The following is a 26712-nucleotide window of genomic DNA, read 5'->3' on the forward strand; positions in this document are numbered from 1 at the left end:
GCCTTGAAAATGCAGGGATTGAGCGGAACGGTCGCTGGCTTGTCCGCAACATTGATCTCACCTTGCATAAAGGTGAAATTGTTACGCTCATCGGCCCTAACGGCTCAGGGAAAAGCACGACCGCCAAAATGGCATTGGGCATTCATAAGCCTGATGAAGGCGCGGTGAAACGCGAAAAATCCCTGACCATCGGCTATGTCCCGCAAAAAATCTCGATTGATCCGAGCCTGCCGCTGACAGTTGAGCGCATGATCCGCATGACTGCTCCTATAAGAAAAGAAGCAATCGAAGCAGCTCTGGAACTCGCAGGTATTCCGCACCTCATCAAAGCACAAGTTGTCCATCTTTCGGGCGGCGAGTTTCAGCGTGTGCTGCTTGCCCGTGCATTTGCCTGCAAACCGGACTTGCTGGTGCTGGATGAACCGCTGCAGGGTGTTGATTTTGCCGGTGAAGCCGAGCTTTATGAGAAAATTGCAAAATTCCGCGATCAGACCGGTTGCGGTGTTCTGATGATCTCCCATGATTTACATATTGTTATGGCCGCAACAGACCGTGTTGTCTGCCTGAACGGGCATATATGTTGCAGCGGCACGCCGGTTGATGTGGCCGCCAGCCCTGAATATGCAAAACTTTTCGGATTGCGCACTCCGCGCGGCATGGAAATTCCGCCATCACTTGCAGTCTACACACATCATCATGACCACACCCATCTGGCTGACGGACGGGTACAACATGCAGACGGTACGATAACCGATCATTGTCACCATGATGACGGCCATCATCATGAGCATTGCGAAGACCATAATCATTCCCAAAGCGGTGGACACAATCATGCTTGATGACTTCTTTATCCGCGCCATGCTTGCCGGTATCGGCCTCGCTTTAATTACCGGCCCTATCGGTTGTTTTATTGTATGGCGACGCATGGCCTATTTCGGCGACACGATGGCTCATTCTGCATTGCTTGGTGTTGGCCTTGCCATGCTGTTTGACCTGAATATTATGATTTCCGTCTTTCTGATCGCCTTTAGCATCGCGATGCTGCTGGTTGTCCTGCAAAAACGCCACTCACTTTCAGCCGATTCATTGCTGGGCATACTCTCCCACGCCACATTGGCATTCGGACTGGTGCTTGTCGCCTTCATGACATGGATCCGCTTTGATCTGATGTCACTGCTATTCGGCGACATTCTCGCTGTATCCGTTTCAGATCTCATCGCCATTTATGCCGGTGGCGCATTGATCCTTGCGGGCCTGATTAAACTCTGGCGACCACTACTGGCAGCGACCATCAGTGAAGATATTGCGCAGGCTGAAGGCCTACAACCGGAACTGCACCGCACTTTGTTTATGATTTTGCTGGCGCTGCTGATTGCCATTGCTATGAAAATCGTCGGCATTCTGCTGATTACCGCCCTGCTGATTATTCCGGCAGCGACGGCACGCCGTTTTGCATTATCACCGGAGCAAATGGCCATCTATGCGGCTTTTATCGGTGCCTGCTCGGTTATTGCCGGCCTTTTCGGCTCTTTGAATTATGACACGCCGTCAGGACCATCCATAGTCGTGGCTTCTGTGGTGTTTTTTGTTATAAGCTTGCTCCCATGGCAAAAACTCAAAGCATCTTTGCCGGTTGCGCGCGATAAGGAGACTTCATAATGACCGCTCATACGCATACAGGAACTGCATCTGCGGCAGCGCGCGCTCCGAAACTCACACGCAATCAGAATCTCGTATTGGAAGCGCTTGCAAAGGCTGAGTTCCCGCTCAGCGCCTATACAATTCTCGACCAGTTGCGCGAAGAAGGTTTTCGCGCACCGCTGCAAGTCTATCGCGCACTGGACAAGCTTCTGGAATACGGCCTGATCCATCGCCTTGAAAGCCTGAATGCTTTTATTGCCTGCGCCCATCCGCACCACCATGAGCACGGCCATCTGCATGGTATCGCAGCTTTTGCCATTTGCGATAAATGCGGTTTAGCTTCGGAATTTTCTGAGCCGGAAATCGAAGATTGCGTGCAGCACTGGACGCAGAAGAACCATTTTCATCCAACGAAAACCACTCTGGAAATTCGCGGTCTGTGCGCAAGTTGCGCGCATAACTAATCAGGAACAACAGAACACCCCGCACAAAAATGCGGGGTGTTTTTGCAAATCAACCCTGTAAATGCGATGTATCCGGCAAAGGTATAATGCCGAGCGACATCGCCACCGCCACTGCAGATGTGCGGTTGGCACAACCCAGTTTGATCTTGGCATTTTGCAGATAGGTCACCACTGTCCAGCGGGCGATGCTGAGAATTTCAGCAATTTCACCGTCAGTTTTTCCACGTGCGGCCCATTTGAGACAATCAACCTCGCGTGGCGTCAGAGAAACCAGCGACTGAACTTCGTTCTTTTGTGATGAATAGTCGCTCACCGCGGATAATACAGATTCATGTAATTGCGCAGTCGCCTGTAAAAAATCCTTTTCCAGCAGTCGGATCAGGTCTTCGGCATTGAGGTTGTTTTTGCCCTTTTTCGTATCAAACGCATAAATAGTATGGGCATCCCCGCTGCCATTCAGCCGCTGTGTCACCATAATAAATGTATCGCCAAAATTATGCGCTCTCAAATCATCGACATAATTCTGCAATGCCGGTGTATTTTGTTTGTGACTGTAAATCTCTGTAATGCTGACACTATGAGGCAGCTCGGGATCAAACCATTTCTGATGAAAAAGCGGATCAATATCAAAATAACTTTTTGCAGCGTAATTCACGATCCAGTCTGCCGGAAATGTCGACACCACAGTCTTGATATTATCAGCCATGCCCGCATCCGCATGCTTAGGCGTAATATGCGTAATATGCTTGCAGGAAAGTTTTTTACGAACGGCGATATATGTTTCCAGAATAGATGAACAATATTCTTTGCCAAAGAAACTGTTTTGAAATTCCGGGAAATGGATAAATTCAAATTCCATGAAAAAATTCCGTTTTAAACACCTGTAATAATCAGCGAAATGAAAACATAAAAATTAAAGCGCATAAAAACGCGCGAATATGAAAATGATTCGAAAATAAACGCACATGATTTGCGCGCCTCTTCTCAACTAAGACATGAATGCAGCAAAAATACTATTTCAACGCGATGACGCAAATAAGATAAAACAACAGTGATCCGCTGCGACGAATCTCCGGTCATCCTCCTTCTGGAAACCGGCCTAAAACACTCTTCTGCAGAACTTAATAATTAAAAATCAGTGCCTTAAAATTAAAATCATCTCATCGCCAAACAGAATCTCATTATCCGGCACAGTTATTTTATTAAAATGTTTTTGTCACAATGCACAATTACCAACTAATTGCCCGCTCATACTATCCGGTTAGCGACATTTGCGGCTAAGCCTATGAATCCTTTCTGATATTCAGAACCACGCCGCGCAGCCGGATTATCATCCGATAAAAATCAATATATTCAAGAGATTAAGTATATTGTTGTTTTTTATTCATTTCCTTCTCTCTAAACTGCAACATTCAATTGATTGCGATAAAAAAACATGGTTCACTTCTGCCCGGATAAAGAAAAACGATAGCTGTCATGGTACTTTCATATGACGCGCCTATCGAAAAAATGCGAGGATGCCTGAAAGCAGGCCTCCCGTAGCTTTAAGGGGAGTATGTCAATGCTTAACAGAACAACACGGCTGTTGTCCCTGACAACAGCGATCGCTTTTGCCGGCACCACATTATCCGTGGCTGCTCCGTCAGAAGAACTGATCGCCGCCGCGAAAGCAGAGGGTCAGCTGACCACAATCGCCCTTCCGCATGACTGGTGCGGCTATGGTGAAATCATCAAGAGCTTCAAAGACAAATACGGCATTCAGGTCAATGAACTGAATCCGGATGCAGGCTCCGGCGATGAAATCGAAGCGATCAAAGCGAACAAAGACAATAAAGGCCCTCAGGCGCCTGACGTGATCGATGTCGGCTTTACCTTCGGCACCACTGCGAAAAAAGACGGCCTGCTCCAGCCTTATAAAGTATCGACATGGGATTCGATCCCTGATGATGCCAAAGATGCTGAAGGTTATTGGTACGGCGACTATTACGGCGTATTGGCTTTCGAAGTAAACAAAGACATTATCAAAGATGCACCGCAGGACTGGGCTGATCTGCTCAAGCCTGAATTTGCCAATGCGGTCGCACATTCCGGCGATCCGCGTGCATCCACACAGGCAATCCTGAGTGTGTATGCAGCCGGTCTTTCTCTCGGCGGCAAGCCGGGTGAAGAAGCAGCTCAGAAGGGTCTGGAATTCTTCCGTGACGTGAACAAGGCCGGTAATTTTGTACCTGTCATCGGCAAGGCTGCTTCACTGGCACAGGGCTCGACCCCTATCGTTATCCGCTGGGACTATAATGCTCTGGCAGACCGCGATACGCTGAACGGCAATCCGGAAGTTGAAGTTATCATTCCGAAAACCGGTGTTGTAGCCGGTGTGTATGTACAGGGCATCAGCGCCTATGCACCACATCCAAATGCAGCCAAACTCTGGATGGAACATCTCTATTCCGATGAAGGCCAGATCGGTTATCTGAAAGGCTATTGCCACCCGATCCGCTTCAACGCCATGGCAAAAGAAGGCAAGATCCCTCAGGAACTGCTCGACAAGCTGCCACCGGCAGAAGCTTACCAGAAAGCTGTCTTCCCGACCTTGGAAGAACTTGACAAGTCTCAGGCTGTCATCACCAAGAACTGGGATAGCGTAGTCGGCGCGAATGTTCAGTAAGCTGAACAGCTGAATGCTGCTGTTACGGGCGGCAACACCCGCCCGTAACAGGTTTTGCAATTTGCATTTTTATACGACACATATCATCATAAAAAATAACTCAGCCGGCACCGCAATCTGAACATTGCTGTATGCCTGCAGATTTCAGCACCTCAATCTGCGGAAGCCATCACCGACGCAGACGATAAAAAGCAAAAATCATATGAGCCTGTCCAGTAATGGCATAACATCTGACACGCCCCCTGTGCGACGCGCCAAGCGCCGTCTGCCTTTAGAGTGGCTCGGTGTTGCCCCGTTTTTCGCCTTCGCAATTCTGTTTCTGCTCTGGCCGACCATGTATCTGGTTGTCGGTGCATTTCAGGATAGTCAGGGTAATTTCACCCTGCAAAATATTATAGATCTGTTTGAACCCGGCATTATGAGCGCCTATTGGGTCTCGATCAAAATCAGCTTTGCCTCCGCTTTGGGTGGCGCTGTGATCGGCTCGTTCATGGCATGGGCGATTGTGCTGGGTAAACTGCCCCGTTTTCTGCGTCCGACTGTACTCACATTCTCCGGCGTGGCATCCAACTTTGCCGGTGTACCACTGGCTTTCGCCTTTCTTGCCACGCTCGGCCGCACCGGCTTTGTCACGATTTTGCTGCGCGAATGGTTCGGATTTAACCTCTACGCCACCGGCTTTAACCTGCTGAGCTTTTTCGGCCTCACACTGACCTATCTGTTTTTCCAGATTCCGCTGATGGTGCTGATCCTCACCCCTGCTCTGGACGGTCTGAAAAAAGAATGGCGTGAAGCTTCATCGATTCTCGGTGCCACAACATTCCAATATTGGCGCATGGTAGCCTTTCCGATTCTCTGGCCTAGCCTGCTCGGCACCAGCCTGTTGCTGTTCGCCAATGCTTTTGGTGCCATTGCCACGGCCTATGCGCTGACCGGCTCTTCGCTGAATATCGTGCCGATCCTGCTTTATGCGCAGATTCGCGGTGATGTTCTGCACAATCAGAATCTTGGCTATGCGCTGGCACTCGGCATGATCCTGATTACCGGCATTTCCAATCTGCTCTATATCTGGCTGCGCATGCGTGCAGAACGGTGGCAGAAATGAAACTGAAATATTTCGTTCCAAAAACCCTCGGCGCATGGATCGCCTTTCTGATCGGCGCGATTTATTTTGTGGTTCCGCTGATCGGTACGTTTGAATTTTCCCTGCGTATGCGTCGTGGTGAATATTCATTTGACGCTTACCGTGTGGTGCTGACCGACCCGAATTTTCAGGCGACATTCGGCTATTCCATCATGCTGGCAATCATGACGATTATTTTCGGCGTGCTGTTGGTGGTACCGACCGCCTATTGGGTGCGTCTGCGTATGCCTTACTTGCGTCCCGTCATTGAATTTATCACGCTGATGCCGCTGGTTATTCCGGCGATTGTTATCGTGTTCGGCTATTTGCGGATTTATAACTCGTCCTCATGGCTGCCATTTACCGGCTCGACACGGGCAACCGATATTCTGCTGATGTTCGGCTATGTGACACTGGCGCTGCCTTATATGTATCGCTCGATTGATACGGCCATGCGCACGATTGATGTTCGTACGCTGACAGAAGCCGCGGAAAGTCTGGGCGCAGGCTGGCCGACCATTCTGTTCAAGGTGATTTTCCCGAATGTGCTTTCCGGCGTTATGAGCGGTGCGTTCATTACCTTTGCGATTGTTATCGGTGAATTTACGCTGGCTTCGTTGCTCAATCGTCCGGCTTTCGGCCCTTATTTGCAGCTTGTCGGTGCGAACCGCGCTTATGAACCGTCAGCACTGGCAATCATTGCCTTCGGCATTACATGGCTGAGCATGATTATGCTCCAGCTTGTCACCCGCTTCTCCAAATTTAAGACAGCAGGCAATTAAGTCATGGCTTTTCTCAATATCAATAATCTCAAAAAAAGCTTCGGCGCCAATACTGTTGTCCATGATTTCAGTCTGGCAGTTGAGAAAGGTGAGTTCGTCTCGTTTCTCGGGCCATCGGGCTGCGGAAAAACCACTGTTCTGCGTATGATTGCCGGTTTTGAATCACCTGATCAGGGCGTGATCGAGATCAACGGTCAGGATGTGGTCGATCTCAAGCCGAACAAGCGCAATATCGGCATGGTTTTTCAGGCCTATGCGCTGTTTCCGAATATGACCGTGGCGCAGAATGTTGCCTTTGGTTTGCGGGTTTCAGGCAAACCAAAGGCCGAGATTGATGCAACAGTTAAGGAAATGCTGGAACTGATCCGCCTTGAACATCTGGCAGACCGCTTCCCTTATCAGATGTCCGGCGGCCAGCAGCAGCGTGTTGCCCTTGCCCGTGCTTTGGCAACCAAACCGCAGGTTCTGCTGCTCGATGAACCGCTCTCAGCACTGGATGCGAAAATCCGTATTTCATTGCGTGAGGAAATCCGTGCCATTCAGCGCCAGCTTGGTATCACAACCGTATTTGTTACCCACGATCAGGAAGAAGCACTGTCTATTTCCGACCGGATCGTAGTGATGCATGAAGGCAAAGCGGATCAGATCGGTACACCGTTTGATATTTACAACCGTCCGGCAACGCGCTTCGTGGCATCATTCGTTGGTACGCTCAATATGCTGGAAGCCCGTGTGGCAGACCCGCAGCAGAATAAAGCTGATCTTGGCGACACAACTATCACCGTGCCGCAATCACTGGCATCTTACAGCAAAGGTGATGCGGTCACTCTGGCTCTGCGGCCGGAAACCATCAGCCTTGATGCCTCCCCTGCCCGCGACAGCAGTGTTGAAGTCATTGTGCAGGATGTGCACTTCTTAGGCTCAGTCATTCGTACCCGTGTAACACTGGGTGCAAATCAGCTGTCTTTCGACAGTTTCAACAATCCGGCGGTGCGCCCGCCGCAACATGGTGACAAAATCACTGTCCATTTTGCTGCGCAGGATTTATTGGTTCTGGGCAAATAAAAATAAAGGCCGGAACTGATGTTCCGGCCTTTTCCTTGTCTTGCGCAAGCAGCAATTACAGTCCGTCACCCCAAGGACCGTGGAAATCGCCGTCTTTGTCGATTCTTTTGAAACCATGCGCCCCAAAGAAATCACGCTGCGCCTGAATCAGATTGGCTGAACCGCGTTTCTGGCGGAACCCGTCAAAATAGCTGATCGCAGAGCTCAGTGCCGGTACCGGCACACCGGCAGTCACCGCGGCAGCCACAACCTGACGAAGACTTTGGGCAGCCACGCTCATTTGCTCAACAAATGCAGGCGCCAGAAGCAGATTATCCACCTCACCCACAGCAAAAGCCTCACCAATTTCATCCAGAAACTGTGAGCGGATAATACAACCGGCACGCCAGATCCGTGCAATCGTTGCCAGCGGCAGGTTCCACTGATGCTCTTGTGAAGCCGCGGCCATCACCGCAAAGCCCTGCGCATAGGCCGCAATCTTTGCGGCCAGCAAAGCCTGCTCCAATGCGTCAATAAAAGCCTGATCCGCCTTGATCAATCCTGTCTGCACCGGCTCGTCATAGGCATCTGCCAGTTTTTGTCGTTGCGCAATCAGGGAGGAGATTGAGCGTGCAGCAACTGCCGCTTCAATACCTGTCGCCGGAACACCGAGAAACTGACTTTCAATCGCCGCCCAGCGTCCGGTACCCTTTTGTCCTGCAGCATCGAGAATAATATCCGGCACCGGCTTTCCGGTTTCAGGATCAAGCGCTTTCAGCACTTCTGCCGTAATCTCAATGAGATAGGAATTCAGAGCGCCTGTATTCCATTTTGCAAAAATCGGCGCGATTTCTTCCGCCTTCAAGCCGCAAACATCACGTAAAATGCCATAAATTTCCGCAATCATCTGCATATCGGCATATTCAATACCGTTATGAATGGTTTTGACGAAATGCCCCGCACCATCCGGCCCCATACGGGCACTGCATGGTTCGCCTTTATAACGGGCGGCAACGGCATCCAGTATCGGCTCAATCCGCGCATAGGCTTCAGGCGTACCGCCCACCATCATGGACGGACCGTTACGCGCACCTTCCGCACCACCGGAAATGCCCATACCAACAAAAGTCGGATCATTTTCGCCGAGTGAATTCAGACGGCGCACCGTATCGCGGTAATCAGAATTGCCGGAATCAATGATGATGTCACCTTTTTCCAGAAAGGTCTTGAGCTTGGCCATTTCCGTATCAACGGGACTGCCTGCTTTAATCAGCATTATAATCGGACGCGGCTTGGCAAGATTCTGGCTGAGCTGCTCCATAGTCGCACAGGGAATAATGCGTTCCTGCAACGCACCGCTGGAAGCATAAAACTTTTCTAATACCGGCGCTTCACGGTCATAAACTGCAACCCGATATCCTTTTTCAGCAATATTGAGCGCCAGATTAGAACCCATGACGCCAAGCCCGATCAGTCCGATATCTGCCAGTTGCATTCTGTTTTCCCTATATGTGAACTATCCGGCAAAATAGCCGGAGCATAATTCTTCGTTCTATATAGGTATGCTATTCAAAACCGGTTTCAACTGAAAGCAGAGACTGACAGCTGAAACCGGTTATTTTTCTTTAAATTCCGCTATATTTAAACAGCAATGGCCTGACGGTCAGCAATCAGCTTGCCGGTAGCAGTCAGCACGCCGGATGCACCATCCAGATAGTTTTCTTCCAGCTCCAGTGCCAGAAAACGGTGACGTTCCACAGGCCCCGGCATAGCCAGATCAGCCATTTTATTGCCGGTAAAACCGAAACGGCCATAATATTCAGGATCACCAACCAGCAAAATCGCCTTATGACCAAGCGCCTGCGCATTATGAATAGCCTGACGCATCAAGGCAGCGCCGACACCCCGCCCCGCATAAATTGTCTCAACCGCCAAAGGCCCCAGCAGCAAAGCAGGCACAGCTTCTCCGCCGGCTTTTTTACCGGCAGAAATATGCCAGAGCCGGACACTGCCGATCATCACGCCATCCGCATCGCGGGCAATCAATGCCAGCCCATAGGCAGGCACGCGTTTACGGCGCAGCTTTTCCGATGATTTGCGCTTGCGTCCCTCGCCCATCACACGGTCGAGCAAAGCCCCACGTGCACTGCTGTCCGCAGGCGTTTCATGAGCAATACTAAACGAGACCGGTGCCGGAGCAGTGATTTGCGCGGCTGACAATTCAGCCGTGGTTCCGGCCGCAACAGAAGAAGCAGACATCAGCGTGAACCTTAAAGCATTTGCGTGAGGCAAATGCGCTAAAACAAAGCGGTAAAGGGTATTGTTTCCTCACACATATGTATGAGGATAAGCACAAAGCAAAAATCTTATGTGACAAGACCGGTGAAATCTCTTCACCGGTATCATTCGCAATGTGAGGCTGAATATGCGCCCCTGACGAGACGCATATCAGTATCAGATCACATAGGAGCGCAGCGGTTCAAAACCGTTAAACGCAACAGCTGAATAGGTCGTTGTGTAAGCGCCGGTGCCTTCGATAAGCACTTCATCGCCAATGGTCAGCGAGACCGGCAGCGGATAAGGTGCCTTTTCATACATCACATCGGCGCTGTCACAGGTCGGGCCTGCCAGAACGCAAGGCTCCAGAATATCGCCGTCACGCGGAGTCACGATCTGATAACGGATCGCTTCATCCATGGTTTCAGCCAGACCGCCGAATTTACCGATATCGAGATAGACCCAGCGATTGTCATTGTCGGCTTTGCGGGAAACCAGAACCACTTCGGTTTTGATCACACCGGCATTGCCAACCATGCCACGGCCTGGCTCGATAATGGTTTCCGGCAGACGATTGCCGAAATGACGGCTCAGCGCGTCGAAAATAGCTTCGCCATAGGCCTGTGCGGTCGGGATATCTTTGAGATAACGGGTCGGGAAACCACCGCCCATATTGACCATGCGCAGGTTGATGCCTTCTTTAGCCAAAAGATCAAACACGCCTTTGGTATCGGCCAGAGCACGATCCCAAGCGGTCAGATCAGTCTGCTGTGAACCGACATGGAACGATACGCCATAGGCATCCAGGCCCAGCTGATGGGCTGCACGCAGCACATCAACAGCCATTTCCGGAACGCAGCCGAATTTGCGCGACAACGGCCATTCAGCACCTTCACCGTCAGCGAGAATGCGGCAGAACACGCGGGAACCAGGAGCCGCACGGGCAACCTTTTCCACTTCTGCAACGCAATCAACAGCATAGAGGCGAATGCCATATTCATAGGCGCGTGCAATATCGCGCTCTTTCTTGATGGTATTGCCATAAGAAATGCGGTCAGGTGTTGCACCGGCATTGAGTGCCATTTCAATTTCCGCAACCGAAGCTGTGTCGAAGTTCGAGCCCATGGAGGCGAGCAGCGACAGAATCTGTGGTGCAGGATTTGCCTTTACCGCATAGAAAATGCGCGAGGCCGGCAGAGCCTTTTCAAAATGTTCATAATTTTCACGCACAACGTCGAGGTCAACGACAAGGCAAGGGCCTTCCGGACGTCGGGTGGCGAGAAAGTCGATAATGCGCTGTGTAGCCATCCTGATCTCCTGAACTGCAATAAGCAGTAAAAAGCCGCATCTTCATATCATTTGCGATGCGAAAGCCTGCCCCCGTGCGTTTGCCGCACAAGGTTGAGCATGGTTTCAAAGGACTGATGAGCAAATACCTGCGCATACACGCATCAAAAGCCATCAGAGGGACAAACTGCCTTACGGCAAATATGAATCAGCTCTTCGCGCAACCGGCCTTTGGAGATGCAGGAAACACGGAACAAATACATATGCAGATGGATCAACGCCCTGAATTTAGCGTTTTTCCGCTTTGTCTGCCTTGGCTTGGAATGGGAAAAACCCGGTTCCGCACTTAGGGCAATGAGGGTGTGCCTCTTTGAGTTCCCGACCTGTGGAGAGCCGGAAGACACCAGAAAGGCCCGCACCGTCGTTGCTTCAAGGTGTCCTTGATCCATGGTTGGCCATCAGATCAACTGGAGCGGTTAGGTCCAGGTTACCGTACCGGTCTATTCTCCATTCAGAATACCGGCGGACACCCACAGGCACGTGCGACTTTGGGCAAGCGCGATATAAGATGATTTATGTGTCCACACAATGACAAATTTGCGCCGGTTTGATTTTTTTTGGTTAATAAATCACTTCTTTATTCAAAATACGGCGCAGTGCTTTATGTAGATGATAAAAACAGGTGTCTTATTGATTGCAATGCAGCGAATCACTTTGATATTTCTGAGACATTTTGAATATTCAGGATCGCGATATATGGTGCGGTTTAGTCGCTGATCTGGAGGGCAGAGCTTATGGACACACTCACACGGATGCGTGCTTTTATTGATGTTGTGGAGGCCGAAGGTTTCTCCGCCGCAGCACGCAAAATCGGTCGCTCCAAAGCCCTTCTGTCCAAATATGTCCGCGAGCTTGAAGATGATCTGGGCGTGCGGCTACTGAACCGTACAACTCGGCAATTTTCGCTTACCGAGAGCGGCCACACTTATTATCACCGCGCAACGGAGATTTTGCGCGAGCTGGATGATTTGCAAGACTCTATTTCCGAGAGCAGCGGCGATGTGCGCGGCAAGATCAAACTGACAGCACCGCGCAGCTTTGCTGATGCCTCACTGGGCATGTCACTGATTGATTTCTGCGCAGATCATCCGGAGATTGCGCTCGATATCCACCTTGATGACCGTTTTGTTGATCTGGTTGAGGAAGGCTTTGACCTTGCCATCCGCATCACCCGCTTGCAGGATTCATCGCTGATCGCCAAAAGACTGAGCGCATTTCACACTGTTGTCTGTGCCTCACCTGATCTGATCGCACGGCTGGGCATGCCGGAAACACCGGAGCAATTGCGTGAAATGCCTTGCATCATTGATACCAACAGCCGTTCCCGCAATAACTGGCAGTTCCGCAATCAGGACGGCTCGATGATGACAGTCGCCATTCGCGGTCCGCTGGAAGTGAACAGCCCGCTCACCACGATGGCAGCGACTGTCAAAGGTCTGGGCTTCAGCGTTCTGCCGCGTTTTGTTGCCGATGGCGAATTGAATAAAGGCACACTTGTACCGGTACTGCGGGATTTCATGCTCAATGACGGCGGCATTTATGCCGTTTACCCGCACCGTACCTATCTGCCTGCCAAAGTGCGTCTGCTGGTCGATTATCTCGCCAAATGGTTCAAAGATAATCCGTGCAAAGAGCTGACCAATGACGAGGCGTAAAACCCGTAGACTGTCGTCGTAGTTTTGCCTCACTCATTCTCCAAATTCCGAACCGCATTGACCGCTCAAAAGAGTGATTTTCGTTTCCATGACCAGCAGCAAAAACAAGTCTTTACTGAATGTCCTCGGCCTGACCTGTCTCATGACAGGGCTGGGTGTTGTCGCAGCATCAGCGCATCCGCATGTTTTTGCCGAAGCAAGGCTGGAAATCACCATCACACCGGATGGTTCCGTTGAAAAACTGGCGCATGTCTGGCGATTTGATGATCTGTTTTCATCGACCGTCCTGATGGAATTTGACAAGAAAGGCACGCTGAAACTCGACAGCGCCGAGTTGAATGAACTCAGCACAACAATCGACACTTCTATTGCCGAGTATAAATATTTTCAGACGGTTACACAGGATGGCAAAGATATTGCCATGAACAAACCCGAGCATCTGATTGCCGATCTGCCGGATAATCAGTTGATCGTCCTGTTTGAAAGCAAGCCGGAAAAACCGCTGAAACTGGAACCCGGTCATAAAGTCAGTTTCGGCGTCTATGACCCGACTTTCTATACGGCAATTGATTATCTGAAAGACGAAGATCTGGTGGTGAAGGGCATGCCATCCGGCTGCAGTTCTGCTGTTGTGCGCCCTGATCCCGATGAGGCGCTTGCGCAAAACCAGCAAAGTCTGACACAGGCATTCTTCGACGAAGCAGCGGCGATGACCAATGACGTGTCAAAATTCTTCGCAACCCGAATAGAAATCACTTGTAAATAACAAGCCACCGGCCAGCACATAAGGATTGGCCAAAATTCAAATTTGTTACGTTATATCATCAGAGGCATTCCGGTATGAATCACGCAAAGCAACACACTCTTACCCTGCCCCCGTTAAGAGCCTGTGCTTTGCTGCTGACCATATGCACCTGCCTGTTATTTGTGCTTCACAGTCAGGCATGGGCGCAGTCTTCATTAGGCATCGGTGCGAGTGAAGTCACATTGCAGCCGACGGGTCCTTTTGCAAAGCTGATATTGTGGATTAATGCCGAGCAAAAACGCTTCTATCTGATGATGACCACCGCGCTGAAAGCGATGAAGGATGATCCATGGGCTGCATGGACATTGGTCAGCCTGTCTTTTCTCTATGGTATTTTGCATGCCGCCGGCCCCGGCCACGGCAAAGCGGTGATCTCATCCTATATGATTGCCAATGAAACAGCTTTGCGACGCGGAATTTTTCTTTCCTTCATCTCATCCGTTTTGCAGGCGCTGTCCGCTATTTTTCTGGTCGGTATGGCATGGTTTGTGCTGCGTGGTATCGGCATTTCAATGGGAAAAGCAGGGCGCGGCATGGAAATAGCCAGCTATGTTCTGGTTATTCTCTGCGGTATTTATATCATCTTCCGCAAGCTTCGCTCAAAGCCACAACGTGTCCCTGCAATAGCGGTTGAAACAATTGCACCGGCTCCCGTCTGGCAAGGTTCGCTCTCAGCCTCGGCAACACAAAAACCATCGGCATTGAACACGTCCATGCGGCTTAAATATCAGCCTGCCAATGCAAAGCCGGCCGTCTTTGACCATGAATTTTCAGGGAATGGTGCCAATTGCACAGCCTGCGGCCACAGTCATCTGGCCGATCCGTCCACTCTGAGCGGTGATTTCAACTGGAAAACCGCATGGGCAGCGATTATCGCCGTCGGCATACGCCCCTGCTCCGGCGCGATCATTGTGCTGACATTCTCAATGCTCAACGGTCTGATGCTGGGCGGTATTCTCTCTGCCTTTGCCATGGCATTCGGTACTTTCATCACCGTAGCCTTGCTGGCAACTCTGGCTGTCACGGCTAAGAATACGGCGCTGCGCCTGGTCAAGAATCCGCTGATGTCAGCACGGTTGCAAACGGCAATTGAAATCGCCGCTGCATTATTCATCATTCTGACCGGCGTGCTTCTGCTGATTGCTGCTCTCAGCTGATCAATCTTTGTGGTGTTTTCGCTGTGATTTTGCCCGTAGCCAGAACACCACAAAAAAGGCCATCACAAAGACAACTGCAATCAGTGCCGCCAGCACATGGCTGTAAGGCCCGACCGCCAGCATAATGATCGGCATGGAATAAAACAGCGCGCCGAAAACCACCATAATCAGTGCGGCGGCTATAGCGGAATTGCGCGTATCCTTCTTATTCTGCTGTGGGGATGCCATGCGCTTATCTCCGGCCTGTATCGGCATAGAAGCTTTCCAGCTTTTTGATTTGCTGTCCGTTCGCGTCAAAATTGTCAGGAGCGAGCCAGTTTTGGTAGGCCTGTTTCAATGCAGGCCATTCGCTGTCGATCACCGAATACCATGCCGTGTCACGGTTCTTACCTTTAACAATCAGATGCTGCCGGAAAATACCTTCAAACTGAAAACCGAAACGCTCCGCCGCACGCTTTGACGGCAGATTGTCATTATTGCATTTCCACTCATAACGGCGGTAACCGAGCTCATCAAAAACATATTGCATGAACAGATACTGGGCTTCGGTCGCAGCCGGTTTGCGTGAAATCAGCGGCCCCCAATAGACATTGCCGATTTCAATACTGCCATTCTCGGCATCAATGCGCATCAGCGCCTGACGACCGGCAATTTTACCTGTCGCCTTGTCAATCGTGACGAAAAACATGGTCGTCTGGCTTGCGGCGGATTTCTCCAGCCATGGCAGCATCTCTTCGAGAGTTGAAGGCACCGTATCAAACAGCCATGTGAAACGGCTGTCCGCATCGGCAACGCTGGACACCTCAAACAGCCCCTGCCCGTGTTTTTCAACACTCAGCGGCTCCAGCCGCACAAACTGCCCTTCAAGAACTTTGCGCTCCGGCAAAGGGCAAGGTGTCCACCCAGACAAGTCCTGCATAATCACTCTCCTCTTAACCTGAAGAAATGACCATATTTTATGCTAATTGCAAACTGATTTCGTTTTGCTGCAGTCTTGCGGCACTGCGATCTATCGACACTGCTTTGATAAGTGCAAAAACCTGCTCACCGGTTTTCAGATTGAGATCCTGCACAGATTTGCGCGAAATACGGGACAATAATTGCACATCACCCAATTGCAGGCACAATTCCGCAAACGGTCCGTCATCGGTTGAGATTGCAACAATCGTTACCGGAAAAATATTGCGGATACTGATATCCACCGGCGCAAAACGCGACAGAGACACATCGCGCGAGCGGATACGCAGACGCACATTCATCCCCGATTGCAATGCATGATCTGTCAGCTGAAAATTATGCCCGCCAATGGCAATGTCAGCCATGGCATAGGCATCATCACTGCGGGTGACTTCCCCTTGCAAAAGCACACTTGTCGTATCGCCCGTACCATCAATCTGGCTGAAAATATCAAACACTGAACCGCTTTCCCGTACCCGTCCCTGCTCCAGCAGCACAAGCGTATCCGCCAGCCGCGCGACTTCATCCACCTCATGGCTGACAAAGACAATTGGCAGCCCGCTCTCGTCACGCAGACGCTCCAGATAGGGTAAAATTTCCTGACGCCGCGCATGATCCAGCGACGATAACGGCTCATCGAGCAGCAGCAGGCGCGGTGCGGACAGCAATGCCCGCCCGATCGCCACACGCTGTTTCTCACCGCCGGACAATTGATGCGGCTTGCGCTGCAATAAAGCGCCGATGCCGAGCAGTTCGGTTATTTCCTCAACCTTCCGCTCCGGCTCACGTTTACCCGCCCATTGCGCATAGGTCAGATTGCGCAAAACACTGAGATGCGGGAACAGACGGGCATCCTGATAGACATAGCCGATATGGCGTTCTTCAGGTCGGAGATTGATGTTTCTGGCGCTGTCAAACAGCACCAGATTGCCAACGGCAATGCGCCCTTCCTCAGGGCGCAGCGTTCCGGCAATCATGCGCAGCAAAGTGGTTTTACCGGCACCGGACGCACCGAATAATGCTGTAACGCCAGTCTCCGCACGAAAGGCCGCCTCAACGCGAAACCCGCCATTGCCGCCTTTTACATTGAAATCAAGGGTATTGAAGCTGATTTTATGTGTCATTTGCCAGCTCCGCTCAACCGGCGCTGCAACCATTCGGACAGCACCACCGCCAACACAGACAGCACAACGGAAACCAGAATAAGCTTCAGGGCAGCGGCATCACCGCTCGGCGTTTGCATCAGCGCATAAATCGCCAGCGACAAGGTTTGCGTTTCGCCCGGAATATTCGAGACAAAAGTAATTGTAGCGCCAAATTCGCCGAGCGCCTTGGCAAAACCCAGCACACTACCGGCAATAATGCCCGGTATCAGCAAAGGCAGCGTCACAGTCATAAAGGCTTTGATGCGCCCTGCACCCAAAGTGCGGGCAGCTTCTTCCAAGCCCTTGTCGATATTTTCAATCGCCAGCCGTATCGGGCGGATCAGCAATGGCAGCGCCATCACACCGGCAGCCAAAGCCGCCCCTGTCCAGCGGAAAGCAAAGGTAAAATCAAACCATTGCAAAAGCAGACTTCCGATAGCGCCGCGCGTGCCAAACAGCACCAGCAGAAAATAACCGGTTACTACCGGTGGCAGCACCAACGGCATTGTCAGTACCGCCTGCAACAGGCTTTTGCCGGGGAAATTATAGCGTGCCAGTATCCACGCAAAACCAAATGCAACCGGCAAAGCTCCGAGGATAGCAAGCCCTGCTATCCTCAAAGACAAAGCGATAATTTCCATTTCCGGCATTGCCATCAGTCAGATCAGAGCCTTATTTTGCTTCTGCCGCAGGCACAAAGCCCTTATCGGCAATGATTGCCTGTCCGGCATCACTGCGCAGAAATGCAAGAAATGCCTTGGAGTTTTCATCAGACTTGCCGACCAGTGCCGCAGGATAAAGGATTGGCGCATGGCTGGACGCAGGAAAACGGTAAACTTCTGTCAGTTCAGGCACCTGTGCACGATCCGATGCATAAACAATACCGGCTTTCACTTCACCGCGGGAAACATATTGCAGCGCTACGCGCACATTTTCCGCGAAGACCGCATTGGCAGACACATCACCCCAAATGCCGAGTTTTTCAAGTGCTGCCTTGGCATATTTGCCGGCAGGCACATTTGACGGATCGCCCATCGAGAAACGGCCGGCTTTGAGGATTTCCGCAGCTTCTGCCGGTTTTGTACCTTTGGCGCCGGCGATAACCAGCGCATTACCGGCGATCACAGCGCGGCTGTCATTATCGATCAGCTTACGTTCCTGCACATAATCCATCCAATCGAGATCGGCTGAGATAAAAATGCTGGCTGGTGCACCGGCTTCGATCTGTTTCGCCAATACAGAGGAAGACGCATAAGACGCTGTTACTTCCGCACCGTTTTCAGCCTTAAATTTCTCTGCGGCTGTATCAATCACATCTTTCATGCTGGCCGCAGCAAACACAACAATCTTCTCTGCCGCTAAGGTTGGCAGAGCAGTTCCGGCAAGCAAGCCAAGTGCAACAACAAATCTGATCATGATATCCCTCAATATTTTCCAATCATTATATTCCATCATGCATATCGATTCCTGCCCTATGCTTCAAGCAAATAAAAAAGGCTCTCCGAAGGGAGAGCCTTTTGCAAATGAGGACGGACTAGAAATCAGTCACCGATATGCTGCTTGGCACCGCGCTCTTTCGCCAGCAGAACCTGACGCTGACGTTCCGCATAACGGGCACGGTCAGCATCGCTGCGCTCGTGATAGCAAGTGTCGCAGGAAATACCTTCCTGATAGAATTTCGACAGTTTGCCCTCAGGCGTGACCGGATTACGGCAAGCGCGGCAGAGTTCCACATCACCCTCTACCAGACCATGACCAACGGAAACACGCTCGTCAAAAACGAAGCATTCACCTTCCCAGCGTGTATCTTCCGCAGGCATATCTTCGAGATATTTCAGAATGCCGCCTTTGAGGTGGAAAACATCATCAAAGCCCAGACCTTTTACAAAAGCCGTGGCCTTCTCGCAGCGGATACCGCCGGTGCAGAACATGGCAATTTTCTTGCCTTCCAGCTCGTCGCGGTGGTCTTCAACCCATTGCGGAAACTCGCGGAAAGTCTTGGTCTTCGGATCAATCGCGCCTTTAAAAGTGCCGATGGCATATTCATAATCATTACGCGTATCGATGAGGATCGTGTTCTCATCATCAATCAGCGCATTCCACTCCTGCGGCTGCACATAGGTGCCGACGCTCTGCAACGGATCAATCCCGTCCACACCCATGGTCACGATCTCTTTCTTGAGACGGACTTTCATGCGGTTAAACGGCATCTGGCTAGCTGTTGAATATTTCAGTTCAATATTCTGCTCACGCAAGGCAGGAATAGCTTCAATGAAAGCAATCAGCGCGGCAATGCCGGACTGTGTTCCGGCAACAGTGCCATTCAGTCCTTCAGCAGCCAGCAGCAAAGTGCCCTTGATACCCTGCTCATCACAAAGCTCAGTCAGCGGTGCCTGATAGGCTTCAAAATCCGGAAAACGCGCAAAACAATAAAGCGCAGCAACAGTGAAATGTGCTTCACACATAAATAAACCTCAATAGCTGGTCGCCTCGCAAAGGCGCTGCCGTGATATTCCGCCTGACCACCCTGAAGATAATCAGACAGTCGAAAACAGATTAATCTGCCTGCCCGTGCTCTAACGCCGCTGCGGGTCAATTTCAAGATCAGCGCCAAAATTTTGCTGCCACGTGGCGACAATCTATCCCCGCTCTCACTACGCATGACACAGTGCAACGGGTTATATCGGTCAGGAGAGAGTGCCATGTTTCGCGCAGAAATCAGAATGCTGTTTTCAGAAGCGGGACAAGCGCATCATCTCGATCCCGCAGCCCTTGTCGCTGTCGCACAGACAGAAAGCAGTGGCATTGTCACCACGCGCATCAATGGACGTGATGAACCACTGATCCGTTTTGAGGGGCATTATTTTGATAAACGCCTCAGCCCTGCCGATCAGGCAAAGGCCAGAGCGCTGAAGTTCTCCTCTCCCCGTGCCGGTGCCATTCCCAATCCGGCGGGCCAGGCGGAGCGCTGGCAAATGTTGGACAAAGCCTGCCGCATCAACTGCGATGCCGCTTATGAATCCACATCATGGGGTATAGGACAAGTTATGGGTGCCCATTGGCACTGGCTCGGTTATGTGTCCGTTGCTGAAATGGTTGAAACCGTACGCAGCGCCGCGCCGGAGCAGATTGAACTGATGAGCCGCTTTATCGTCTACAGCAATCTGCGGGATGTGTTGAACAAGCACGACTGGCAGAAATTCGCATACATCTATAACGGCCCGCTCTATGCCAAAAACCGCTATGACCGGAAACTGGCTCAAAACTATGCGCTGTATCAGCCCTTGTTTCCCGCCTTCACTCCCCCTGATCAACGAACAGCATAGACAAAATATCTTCGGAACGTTAAATCGATTATAACAATAATTCCGAGGGTGAGATGTCGCAGAAAACCGAAAGCCTGATTCCCGTCATGACGGGACAAACCGTCATCCCTGTTCTGCTGATTGATAAAGCAGCAGATGCCGTGCCACTTGCACGCGCTCTGGCAAAAGGCGGTCTGCCTGCCATCGAAATTACCCTGCGCACCAGCGCGGCACTGGATGCTATCCGTGCCGTGGCAGAAGATGTGCCGGAAGCCATTGTCGGCGCCGGTACCATCCTCAATGCTGCCCATTATGAGCAGGCTGTCGCCGCCGGTTCAAAATTCATCGTCAGCCCCGGCGTAACAGATGCCATTCTGAAAGCCGCAGATAACAGCCCTGTCCCTCTGCTGCCGGGCTGCGCAACAGCAAGCGAAGTGATGAGCCTGCGTGAGCGCGGCTATACTCATGTGAAATTTTTCCCTGCGGAACAGGCAGGCGGCGCGGCCTATCTTAAAGCCCTGTCTTCCCCGCTTGCCGGTACTTTCTTCTGCCCGACAGGCGGCATCAGCCTCAGCAATGCCATGAATTATCTCACCCTGCCAAATGTGCTGTGCATCGGTGGCTCATGGATTGCTCCGAAAGAGCTGGTCAATGATGGAAAATGGGATGAAATTACAGCGCTGGCAGCCGCAGCCGCCGCGCTCAAATCCTGATCAACATTAAAATTCAGGCAATAAAAAAGGGAGCTCAAAGCTCCCTTTTTTTCATTCTTGTACCGATCAGTTGATCTTAGAGAATTTAGCAATCGGAATGAAAGTCACAGCATTGCCTGTAAAGCGGTTTGCATTACCGGCAGGCAGGTCTTTCTGGAAGCCAGCGGTATAAACAACGGTTGGTGCCTGACGCATGGCATCGTTCCGCAGAACCGGATTGGACACCGGTACAACCTTGGCTACAGGCTCATTCGAAATCGCAACTTCTGTCGCGGCATCGGCAGGCTGCAGCACTGCATTGGCAGCCGCTTTTGATGCCGGGCGATCTGAGCGACCGGCTTTGGCGGTTGTCCGTACAGCGTCAGCACCAGTTGCTGCGGCAGTATTCTCGCTGTTTACGACAGGACGGGAGGACGGACGGCTGTTGCGTGTATCCTGTGGCATAACCATAGCCACCTGCTGTTCCTGAGCCTGCGGACGCGGAGCAGGAATAGATGCAGTGTGGTCACTATTGCTCAGCAGATCAGCAATCGCATCCTGACCGGCTTCAGCACGGGCAACGGAGACTTCCTGAGCCTGGGTTGGGCGCGTTGCCGGAACAGCAGCAGCCAGAACGGTATTGATCGCCTGTCCTGCACCCTGCGGACGCTGTACCGGAACCGGCACATATCCGCTCAGCATAGCACCGGTATTTGCAGTTGTGTCTGCTGCAACCAGCGCGGCAATCTGGTCATTAGCAGGCTGAGCCGGTACGGAAGGCGCACCTGTGGCACCCGCAAAAGCCTGCGCTTCAAGTGTATTCGGCGGTGGCGGTGCCATAGCCAGCAGCACTTCGGCTTCCGACTGCGGACGCTTCACCGGAACCGGCACAGCAAAAGCCATCGCCGCCTGTGCATCCGGTGTCATTTCCACACCGGCCGAAGGGCGCGGTGCATTCAACGGTACCGGTGCATCGCGGGCAGGCAAAGCAGCAATCAACGCTTCCTGCGGCGCCTGAGGCTCAGGCTGTGCAGGTACAGCACGGTTCGGCACTGCCGGTACCGGAGCCTGACGGGCAGGAACCGCGGCAGCAGGTGCTGTACGTGCCGGACGGGCAGTTGCTACAGCACGACCGGAGCTTTCACCATTATCTTCTTCTTCATCCGCACCGCCGCCAAACAACATACCGAACAGAGATTTGCTCTTCGGCTTGGCAGAAGCCATCTGGATTGTACCGCCATTGGCCTTACGGGCTTCATAGGCAGCAAGCGCCTGTTCATAACCCGGCAATGGCTTGCCATCGGTCGGAACGTGAATAGTTTTACCGTCAGGGAACACAGCCAGCAATTCGCGGCGGCTCAGGCGCGGCCAGTGACGCACACTGCCGACGTCAAGATGCACAAACGGCGAACCGGAAGTCGGATAGTAACCAACGCCGCCGATCTGATAGCGCAGCGCGGTGTCACGCAGCTTTTTCAGCGGAACACCCGGAATGAAAAAATCCATCGCCTTGCCGAGCGTATGCTGGCTGCTTTTGGCAACGCCGCGGGTACGCGAACGCAGCATGGAGTTCGTCGCCGGCGAACGATAGGCGGAAACAACAGTAATATAATCGCGGCCGCCGGCGGTTTGATAGACCTGCCAGACCAGATCGAACAAACGCGGGTCCATCTTGGTCGGCTCGTTGCGGCGCCAGTCGCGCAGGAAGACATTCAGCTTCTTCAAACCATCCGGCAGATAGCGGCCGTTTTTCTTGAACGTGATTTCTGCACGTTCACCGGTATGCACAAAATGCAGCTTCAGTGTACGGGTTTCGGCTGCAGCCTGAGACGGCGCGAAAGCTGTAACAGCCGTGAAAACAAGTGCCAGCTGCGCGCTGAGTTTAAAAACTCTGCCTGCCCAGCCCGCCAGTTTAGATGTTTTGCTGTTTTCCAATTTCGAATGCCTTACCGTTTACAGTCACGCTATTCAGATGAATATCGGATTTAATGGTTAATAGACACTTATTGAACAGACAATGAGTTTTCAGCATGACAAAAAAAACGCATTCGGGAAGGACTTTCCATCATGGTAAAGAGTTTATGAACAGGTTTTACAACCTGAGGAAGCATGATTTTATCTATACACGCGCCCAGCATCACAAACAGCACTCTGTGGCATATATGCACCATCTGATTGAAAATATTTAATTTTCAGAACAAATAATGCGATATTTCGAGGTTTCCGGCACCTGAAAAACAAAGAACACCAATCAGAAAATTCATATAATATTTCAGCAGTATAATAGGCCTTAAGCACATAAAATTTACCGGATTTTACTCACATTGTTTCGTCAATGTAACGCAATGTGATGGGATAGAGAGCCTCATTTCGGGAACCAAATCGGTTTTGGCTCTGCTTTTGAGTCGAAAAAACACAAAATTGCACCAGCGCCACCTGATCCGGCATGCTGATTTCACCCTTTTATATCTTAACAGCGCCTGCCTGCACCCGACTTTGATCCCGCAATTTCAATACTGTTGAAACGCATGAAATCTGCGCAGGAACATCCTATATAGACTACAGCATTAAAAAGAATCGTATGAGGTTGAACCGCAATGAATTTACGCAACCATGCAGAATTTCTCCGTATGCCTGCCGATGCCCCGCAGGCACAGGTTTCCGCAGCTTCCGAGCTGAGCAATCTGCCGTGCTGGAACCTCACCGATCTTTACCCGTCACCGGACAGTGCGGAACTGACCCGCGACCTGCAGCTTTCAGCAGAGCGCTCAGTTGCCTTTGAGAATAAATGGAAAGGCAAGCTCGAAGCTGAAGCCTCCAAACCTCAGGGCGGTAATTTTGCCGATGCGATTAAAGAATTCGAACAGCTTCAGGAACTGATGGGACGCATCTATTCCTATGCCGGCCTGCTCTATGCGGATGACACATCCAGTGCCGCCAATGCCAAACTCTATGGCGATGTGCAGCAGAAACTCACCGATGCAGGCAGCCATCTGATCTTCTTCTCGCTGGAACTCAACCGTATTGATGACGCCCTGCTCGACAAGGCGATCGCTGAAAATCCTGCTATCGGCCATTATAAGCCATGGCTGATCGACCTGCGCAAAGACAAGCCTTACCAGCTGGATGACCAGATTGAGACACTGTTCCATGACATCTCTGTCACCGGTTTTGTTGCGTGGAACCGTCTGTTTGACGAAACCATGAGCGGTTTGCGCTTTACCATCGATGGTCAGGAGTTGCCAATCGAGCCGGTGCTCACCATGTTGCAGGATGCTGATGGTGCAACCCGTAAAAAAGCCTCGGATGCTTTATCCAAAACCTTTGGTGAAAATCTGCGCCTCTTCACGCTCATCACCAATACACTGGCCAAGGATAAAGAAATCTCCGACCGCTGGCGCGGTTTTGAAGATATTGCCGACAGCCGCCACCTTGCCAACCGCGTTGAGCGTGAAGTTGTCGATGCACTGGCCAGCGCCGTAAATGATGCATATCCGCGTATTTCCCATCGCTATTATGCGCTGAAAGCCAAATGGCTCGGCCTTGAACAGCTCGATAACTGGGATCGCAATGCGCCGCTGCCGGAAACCCCGCAGGTGACTATTGGCTGGGATGAAGCAAAAGCAACTGTGCTGGATGCCTATGCAGGCTTTGCACCGGAAATGGCCGATATTGCCCGCGACTTCTTTGACAAGAACTGGATTGATGCGCCGACCCGCGCAGGCAAGGCACCGGGAGCTTTTGCCCATCCGACTGTGCCTTCAGCACATCCTTATGTATTGCTCAACTATCTGGGCAAACCGCGCGATGTTATGACCCTTGCCCATGAGCTTGGCCACGGTGTGCATCAGGTTCTCGCTGCCAAACAGGGCGCGCTGATGGCTTCAACCCCGTTGACACTGGCTGAAACCGCCTCCGTCTTCGGTGAGATGCTGACCTTCCAGTCTCTGCTTGCTAAAGCAAAAGATAAGCGCGAGCGCAAAGCCATGCTGGCGCAGAAGACCGAGGACATGATCAATACGGTTGTGCGCCAGATCGCCTTCTACCAGTTTGAACGTAAAGTTCACACCGAGCGCAAAAACGGTGAGCTGACAGCCGAACAGATCGGCGAAATCTGGATGGAAGTGCAGCGTTCAAGCTTAGGTCCGGCAATCCGCCTCAATCCGGGCTATGAAAGCTTCTGGACATATATTCCGCATTTCATCCACTCGCCGTTCTATGTCTATGCCTATGCTTTCGGCGATTGCCTCGTGAATTCACTCTATGCGGTTTACCAGAACAATCCTGAAGGCTTTCAGGACAAATATTTCGACATGCTTAAAGCTGGCGGTACCCGCCATCATAAAGAACTGCTGGCACCATTCGGTCTGGATGCTTCTGATCCGGCCTTCTGGCAACAGGGTCTGTCAGTTATTGAAGGCATGATCGACGAACTGGAAGCGATGGAAGACTGATCGCATTATGGTTGAGCGAGCAATGCCTGCATCTTCTGAGCCTTTCATTCTGTTTCGTGACGATGTTGAACAGCAATCCATGCTGTTCAACAAGCCGGAACAGCTGATTATTATTGAACAGGCTTCCGATTTTGAGGCAGGCTTTGCCGCGCTTGAAGCAGCGCACCGTCAGGGCAAATGGCTTGCAGGCTATTTCAGCTATGAGGCGGGTTTTCTGCTGGAGCCCAAACTGGCTCCCCTGCTGCCGGAGAAACGCCGTGTTCCGCTGATTTGCTTTGGTGTCTTTAGTGAACCTCCGGCGGATATCCCTGCCGGAAACCGGAACATTGGCACCAATGCGCATCTTTCTGATTTTCATGCCCATTGGTCGGAAACGGATTATCAGCAGCGTTTCGAACGCCTGCATCGTCATTTACGTGAAGGTGATTGCTATCAGGGCAATCTGACATTTCCGATTTCAGCACGCTATCACGGTGAGCCTGAGGCGCTGTTTGCCGATCTCAGCAACCGTCAGCCTGTGCGTTACAGCGCATATGTTAATCTGACTGCGCAAGACAAGGCACCGCTTATTCTGTCGCGCTCACCGGAACTGTTTTTTCAGGTCGATAAAGACGGCTGGATAGAAACCCATCCGATGAAGGGCACCACGCCGCGCGGGACAACACCACAAGAAGATGATGCCTTGCGTGATTTTCTCATCCATGACGAAAAAAGTCAGGCCGAAAACCGTATGATCGTGGATTTGCTGCGCAATGATATTTCGCTGATCAGCGAAGTCGGCAGCCTTTCTGTGCCGAAACTCTTCCATGTCGAGCGCTATCCGACGGTACACCAGATGGTCAGCCATGTGCGGGCGAGGCTGTTGCCCGATCTCACTTTGCGGCAGATCTTTGCAGCTTTGTTTCCGTGCGGCTCGGTGACCGGCGCACCGAAAATCAGCGCCATGACGATTTTGCACAAGCTTGAACAACAGGCGCGCGATATTTATTGCGGCTCCATCGGCTGGATTGCACCATCCGGCGAAATGCGTTTCAACGTCGCCATTCGCACCCTGTCGCTCTATCCTGACGGAGAAGCAGTCCTCAATGTCGGCGGCGGTGTGGTCTATGATTCAACTGCAGAAGCGGAATATGCCGAATGTTTGCTGAAAGCCCGTTATGCGACCGGTGAGAACACAGTCTCCGGCACCCGAGAGTGAA

At 51.6% G+C, this 26712-nt stretch carries 25 protein-coding genes (1 of these 25 running past the window's edge); 14 read left to right on the forward strand and 11 right to left on the reverse strand.

Annotation, left to right across the window (positions count from 1 at the left end; genetic code table 11):
- The 3 genes in view from KHQ09_RS13325 to KHQ09_RS13335 are tightly spaced (each overlapping or abutting the next) and all read left to right on the forward strand, a layout consistent with a single transcriptional unit that may run on beyond the window.
- Positions 1 to 839, forward strand: the 3' portion of a protein-coding gene (locus KHQ09_RS13325; protein ID WP_213598697.1) for an ATP-binding cassette domain-containing protein. Its footprint begins 55 nt before the window's first position; the window shows 839 of its 894 coding nt (coding positions 56–894); its start codon lies beyond the left edge, outside the window; the stop codon is at positions 837 to 839.
- A complete protein-coding gene (locus KHQ09_RS13330; RefSeq protein WP_420801481.1) occupies positions 790 to 1659 on the forward strand; it encodes a metal ABC transporter permease in 870 nt (289 codons plus the stop codon). Before KHQ09_RS13325 ends, KHQ09_RS13330 begins: the two co-directional genes overlap by 50 nt.
- Positions 1659 to 2105 (forward strand): Fur family transcriptional regulator, encoded by a 447-nt coding sequence (locus KHQ09_RS13335; protein WP_075656960.1) that lies wholly within the window; start codon positions 1659 to 1661, stop codon positions 2103 to 2105. The genes KHQ09_RS13330 and KHQ09_RS13335 overlap by 1 nt, the downstream gene beginning before the upstream one ends.
- A gap of 49 nt (positions 2106 to 2154) precedes the next feature.
- On the opposite strand, the gene KHQ09_RS13340 is transcribed toward KHQ09_RS13335, so the two are convergent.
- The gene (locus KHQ09_RS13340; RefSeq protein WP_213598701.1) at positions 2155 to 2964 is read right to left on the reverse strand and encodes a helix-turn-helix transcriptional regulator; all 810 of its coding nucleotides are present in this window, start codon (positions 2962 to 2964) and stop codon (positions 2155 to 2157) included.
- A 702-nt stretch (positions 2965 to 3666) separates the two neighbouring features.
- On the opposite strand from KHQ09_RS13340, the gene KHQ09_RS13345 reads away from it, so the two are divergent.
- From KHQ09_RS13345 to KHQ09_RS13360, 4 genes are all read left to right on the forward strand, one after another.
- On the forward strand, positions 3667 to 4770 hold the full coding sequence (locus KHQ09_RS13345; RefSeq protein WP_022709617.1) for an ABC transporter substrate-binding protein: 1104 nt from the start codon (positions 3667 to 3669) through the stop codon (positions 4768 to 4770).
- Positions 4771 to 4972: 202 nt separating this feature from the next.
- The gene (locus tag KHQ09_RS13350; protein WP_022709618.1) at positions 4973 to 5875 is read left to right on the forward strand and encodes an ABC transporter permease; all 903 of its coding nucleotides are present in this window, start codon (positions 4973 to 4975) and stop codon (positions 5873 to 5875) included.
- A complete protein-coding gene (locus tag KHQ09_RS13355; protein ID WP_213598703.1) occupies positions 5872 to 6675 on the forward strand; it encodes an ABC transporter permease in 804 nt (267 codons plus the stop codon). The genes KHQ09_RS13350 and KHQ09_RS13355 overlap by 4 nt, the downstream gene beginning before the upstream one ends.
- A 3-nt stretch (positions 6676 to 6678) precedes the next feature.
- Positions 6679 to 7740 (forward strand): ABC transporter ATP-binding protein, encoded by a 1062-nt coding sequence (locus tag KHQ09_RS13360; RefSeq protein ID WP_213598705.1) that lies wholly within the window; start codon positions 6679 to 6681, stop codon positions 7738 to 7740.
- Between the two features lie 55 nt (positions 7741 to 7795).
- Here KHQ09_RS13360 and gndA read toward each other — a convergent pair whose 3' ends face one another.
- The 3 genes from gndA to KHQ09_RS13375 all read right to left on the reverse strand — a co-directional run bounded on the left by gndA (position 7796) and on the right by KHQ09_RS13375 (position 11304).
- Entirely contained in the window at positions 7796 to 9214 is a 1419-nt protein-coding gene (gene gndA, locus KHQ09_RS13365) for an NADP-dependent phosphogluconate dehydrogenase (RefSeq protein WP_213598707.1), read from the reverse strand.
- A 146-nt stretch (positions 9215 to 9360) separates the two neighbouring features.
- Positions 9361 to 9978, reverse strand: a complete 618-nt coding sequence (locus tag KHQ09_RS13370; RefSeq protein WP_213598709.1) for a GNAT family N-acetyltransferase — start codon at positions 9976 to 9978, stop codon at positions 9361 to 9363.
- Positions 9979 to 10173: 195 nt separating this feature from the next.
- Positions 10174 to 11304 carry a type III PLP-dependent enzyme gene (locus tag KHQ09_RS13375; protein WP_213598711.1) on the reverse strand — a complete coding sequence of 377 codons (1131 nt, stop codon included), beginning with the start codon at positions 11302 to 11304 and terminating at the stop codon, positions 10174 to 10176.
- Between the two features lie 773 nt (positions 11305 to 12077).
- On the opposite strand from KHQ09_RS13375, the gene KHQ09_RS13380 reads away from it, so the two are divergent.
- The 3 genes from KHQ09_RS13380 to KHQ09_RS13390 all read left to right on the forward strand — a co-directional run bounded on the left by KHQ09_RS13380 (position 12078) and on the right by KHQ09_RS13390 (position 14960).
- Positions 12078 to 12998, forward strand: a complete 921-nt coding sequence (locus KHQ09_RS13380) for a LysR family transcriptional regulator (protein ID WP_213598713.1) — start codon at positions 12078 to 12080, stop codon at positions 12996 to 12998.
- A gap of 88 nt (positions 12999 to 13086) precedes the next feature.
- A complete protein-coding gene (locus KHQ09_RS13385; RefSeq protein ID WP_213598715.1) occupies positions 13087 to 13764 on the forward strand; it encodes a DUF1007 family protein in 678 nt (225 codons plus the stop codon).
- A 74-nt stretch (positions 13765 to 13838) separates the two neighbouring features.
- The gene (locus KHQ09_RS13390; protein WP_213598718.1) at positions 13839 to 14960 is read left to right on the forward strand and encodes a nickel/cobalt transporter; all 1122 of its coding nucleotides are present in this window, start codon (positions 13839 to 13841) and stop codon (positions 14958 to 14960) included.
- Here the strand turns inward: KHQ09_RS13390 and KHQ09_RS13395 are convergent, their stop codons facing one another.
- The 6 genes from KHQ09_RS13395 to trhO form a co-directional block, all read right to left on the reverse strand.
- A complete protein-coding gene (locus KHQ09_RS13395) occupies positions 14961 to 15188 on the reverse strand; it encodes a hypothetical protein (RefSeq protein WP_213598720.1) in 228 nt (75 codons plus the stop codon). It lies immediately after the preceding gene.
- 4 nt (positions 15189 to 15192) lie between these two features.
- A complete protein-coding gene (locus tag KHQ09_RS13400; RefSeq protein WP_213598722.1) occupies positions 15193 to 15879 on the reverse strand; it encodes a GNAT family N-acetyltransferase in 687 nt (228 codons plus the stop codon).
- A 37-nt stretch (positions 15880 to 15916) separates the two neighbouring features.
- The gene (modC, locus tag KHQ09_RS13405) at positions 15917 to 17041 is read right to left on the reverse strand and encodes a molybdenum ABC transporter ATP-binding protein (RefSeq protein WP_213598724.1); all 1125 of its coding nucleotides are present in this window, start codon (positions 17039 to 17041) and stop codon (positions 15917 to 15919) included.
- Positions 17038 to 17718, reverse strand: coding sequence for a molybdate ABC transporter permease subunit (gene modB / locus KHQ09_RS13410; protein ID WP_213598726.1), 681 nt, complete (start codon positions 17716 to 17718; stop codon positions 17038 to 17040). Before modB ends, modC begins: the two co-directional genes overlap by 4 nt.
- Positions 17719 to 17734: 16 nt before the next feature.
- Complete coding sequence (gene modA, locus KHQ09_RS13415; protein WP_420801482.1) at positions 17735 to 18490, reverse strand: molybdate ABC transporter substrate-binding protein; 756 nt, start codon at positions 18488 to 18490, stop codon at positions 17735 to 17737.
- A 113-nt stretch (positions 18491 to 18603) separates the two neighbouring features.
- Entirely contained in the window at positions 18604 to 19527 is a 924-nt protein-coding gene (gene trhO, locus KHQ09_RS13420) for an oxygen-dependent tRNA uridine(34) hydroxylase TrhO (RefSeq protein ID WP_022709717.1), read from the reverse strand.
- Positions 19528 to 19764: 237 nt separating this feature from the next.
- Here trhO and KHQ09_RS13425 point away from each other — a divergent pair, with 237 nt between their 5' ends.
- A complete protein-coding gene (locus KHQ09_RS13425) occupies positions 19765 to 20388 on the forward strand; it encodes an N-acetylmuramidase family protein (RefSeq protein ID WP_213598730.1) in 624 nt (207 codons plus the stop codon).
- 53 nt (positions 20389 to 20441) lie between these two features.
- Positions 20442 to 21080, forward strand: coding sequence for a 2-dehydro-3-deoxy-phosphogluconate aldolase (locus tag KHQ09_RS13430; protein ID WP_116088801.1), 639 nt, complete (start codon positions 20442 to 20444; stop codon positions 21078 to 21080).
- Between the two features lie 66 nt (positions 21081 to 21146).
- Here the strand turns inward: KHQ09_RS13430 and KHQ09_RS13435 are convergent, their stop codons facing one another.
- The gene (locus KHQ09_RS13435) at positions 21147 to 22994 is read right to left on the reverse strand and encodes a peptidoglycan L,D-endopeptidase MepK (RefSeq protein WP_213598732.1); all 1848 of its coding nucleotides are present in this window, start codon (positions 22992 to 22994) and stop codon (positions 21147 to 21149) included.
- A gap of 695 nt (positions 22995 to 23689) precedes the next feature.
- Here KHQ09_RS13435 and KHQ09_RS13440 point away from each other — a divergent pair.
- Together KHQ09_RS13440 and KHQ09_RS13445 are read left to right on the forward strand one after the other, a co-directional pair.
- Positions 23690 to 25513 carry a M3 family oligoendopeptidase gene (locus tag KHQ09_RS13440; protein WP_238481739.1) on the forward strand — a complete coding sequence of 608 codons (1824 nt, stop codon included), beginning with the start codon at positions 23690 to 23692 and terminating at the stop codon, positions 25511 to 25513.
- A gap of 7 nt (positions 25514 to 25520) precedes the next feature.
- Positions 25521 to 26711: an aminodeoxychorismate synthase component I gene (locus KHQ09_RS13445; protein WP_420801447.1), complete on the forward strand. Its 1191-nt coding sequence runs from the start codon at positions 25521 to 25523 to the stop codon at positions 26709 to 26711.
- Position 26712: the final 1 nt, after the last annotated feature.

The sequence above is a fragment of the Pseudochrobactrum algeriensis genome, assembly GCF_018436245.1.
Lineage (GTDB): Bacteria > Pseudomonadota > Alphaproteobacteria > Rhizobiales > Rhizobiaceae > Pseudochrobactrum > Pseudochrobactrum saccharolyticum.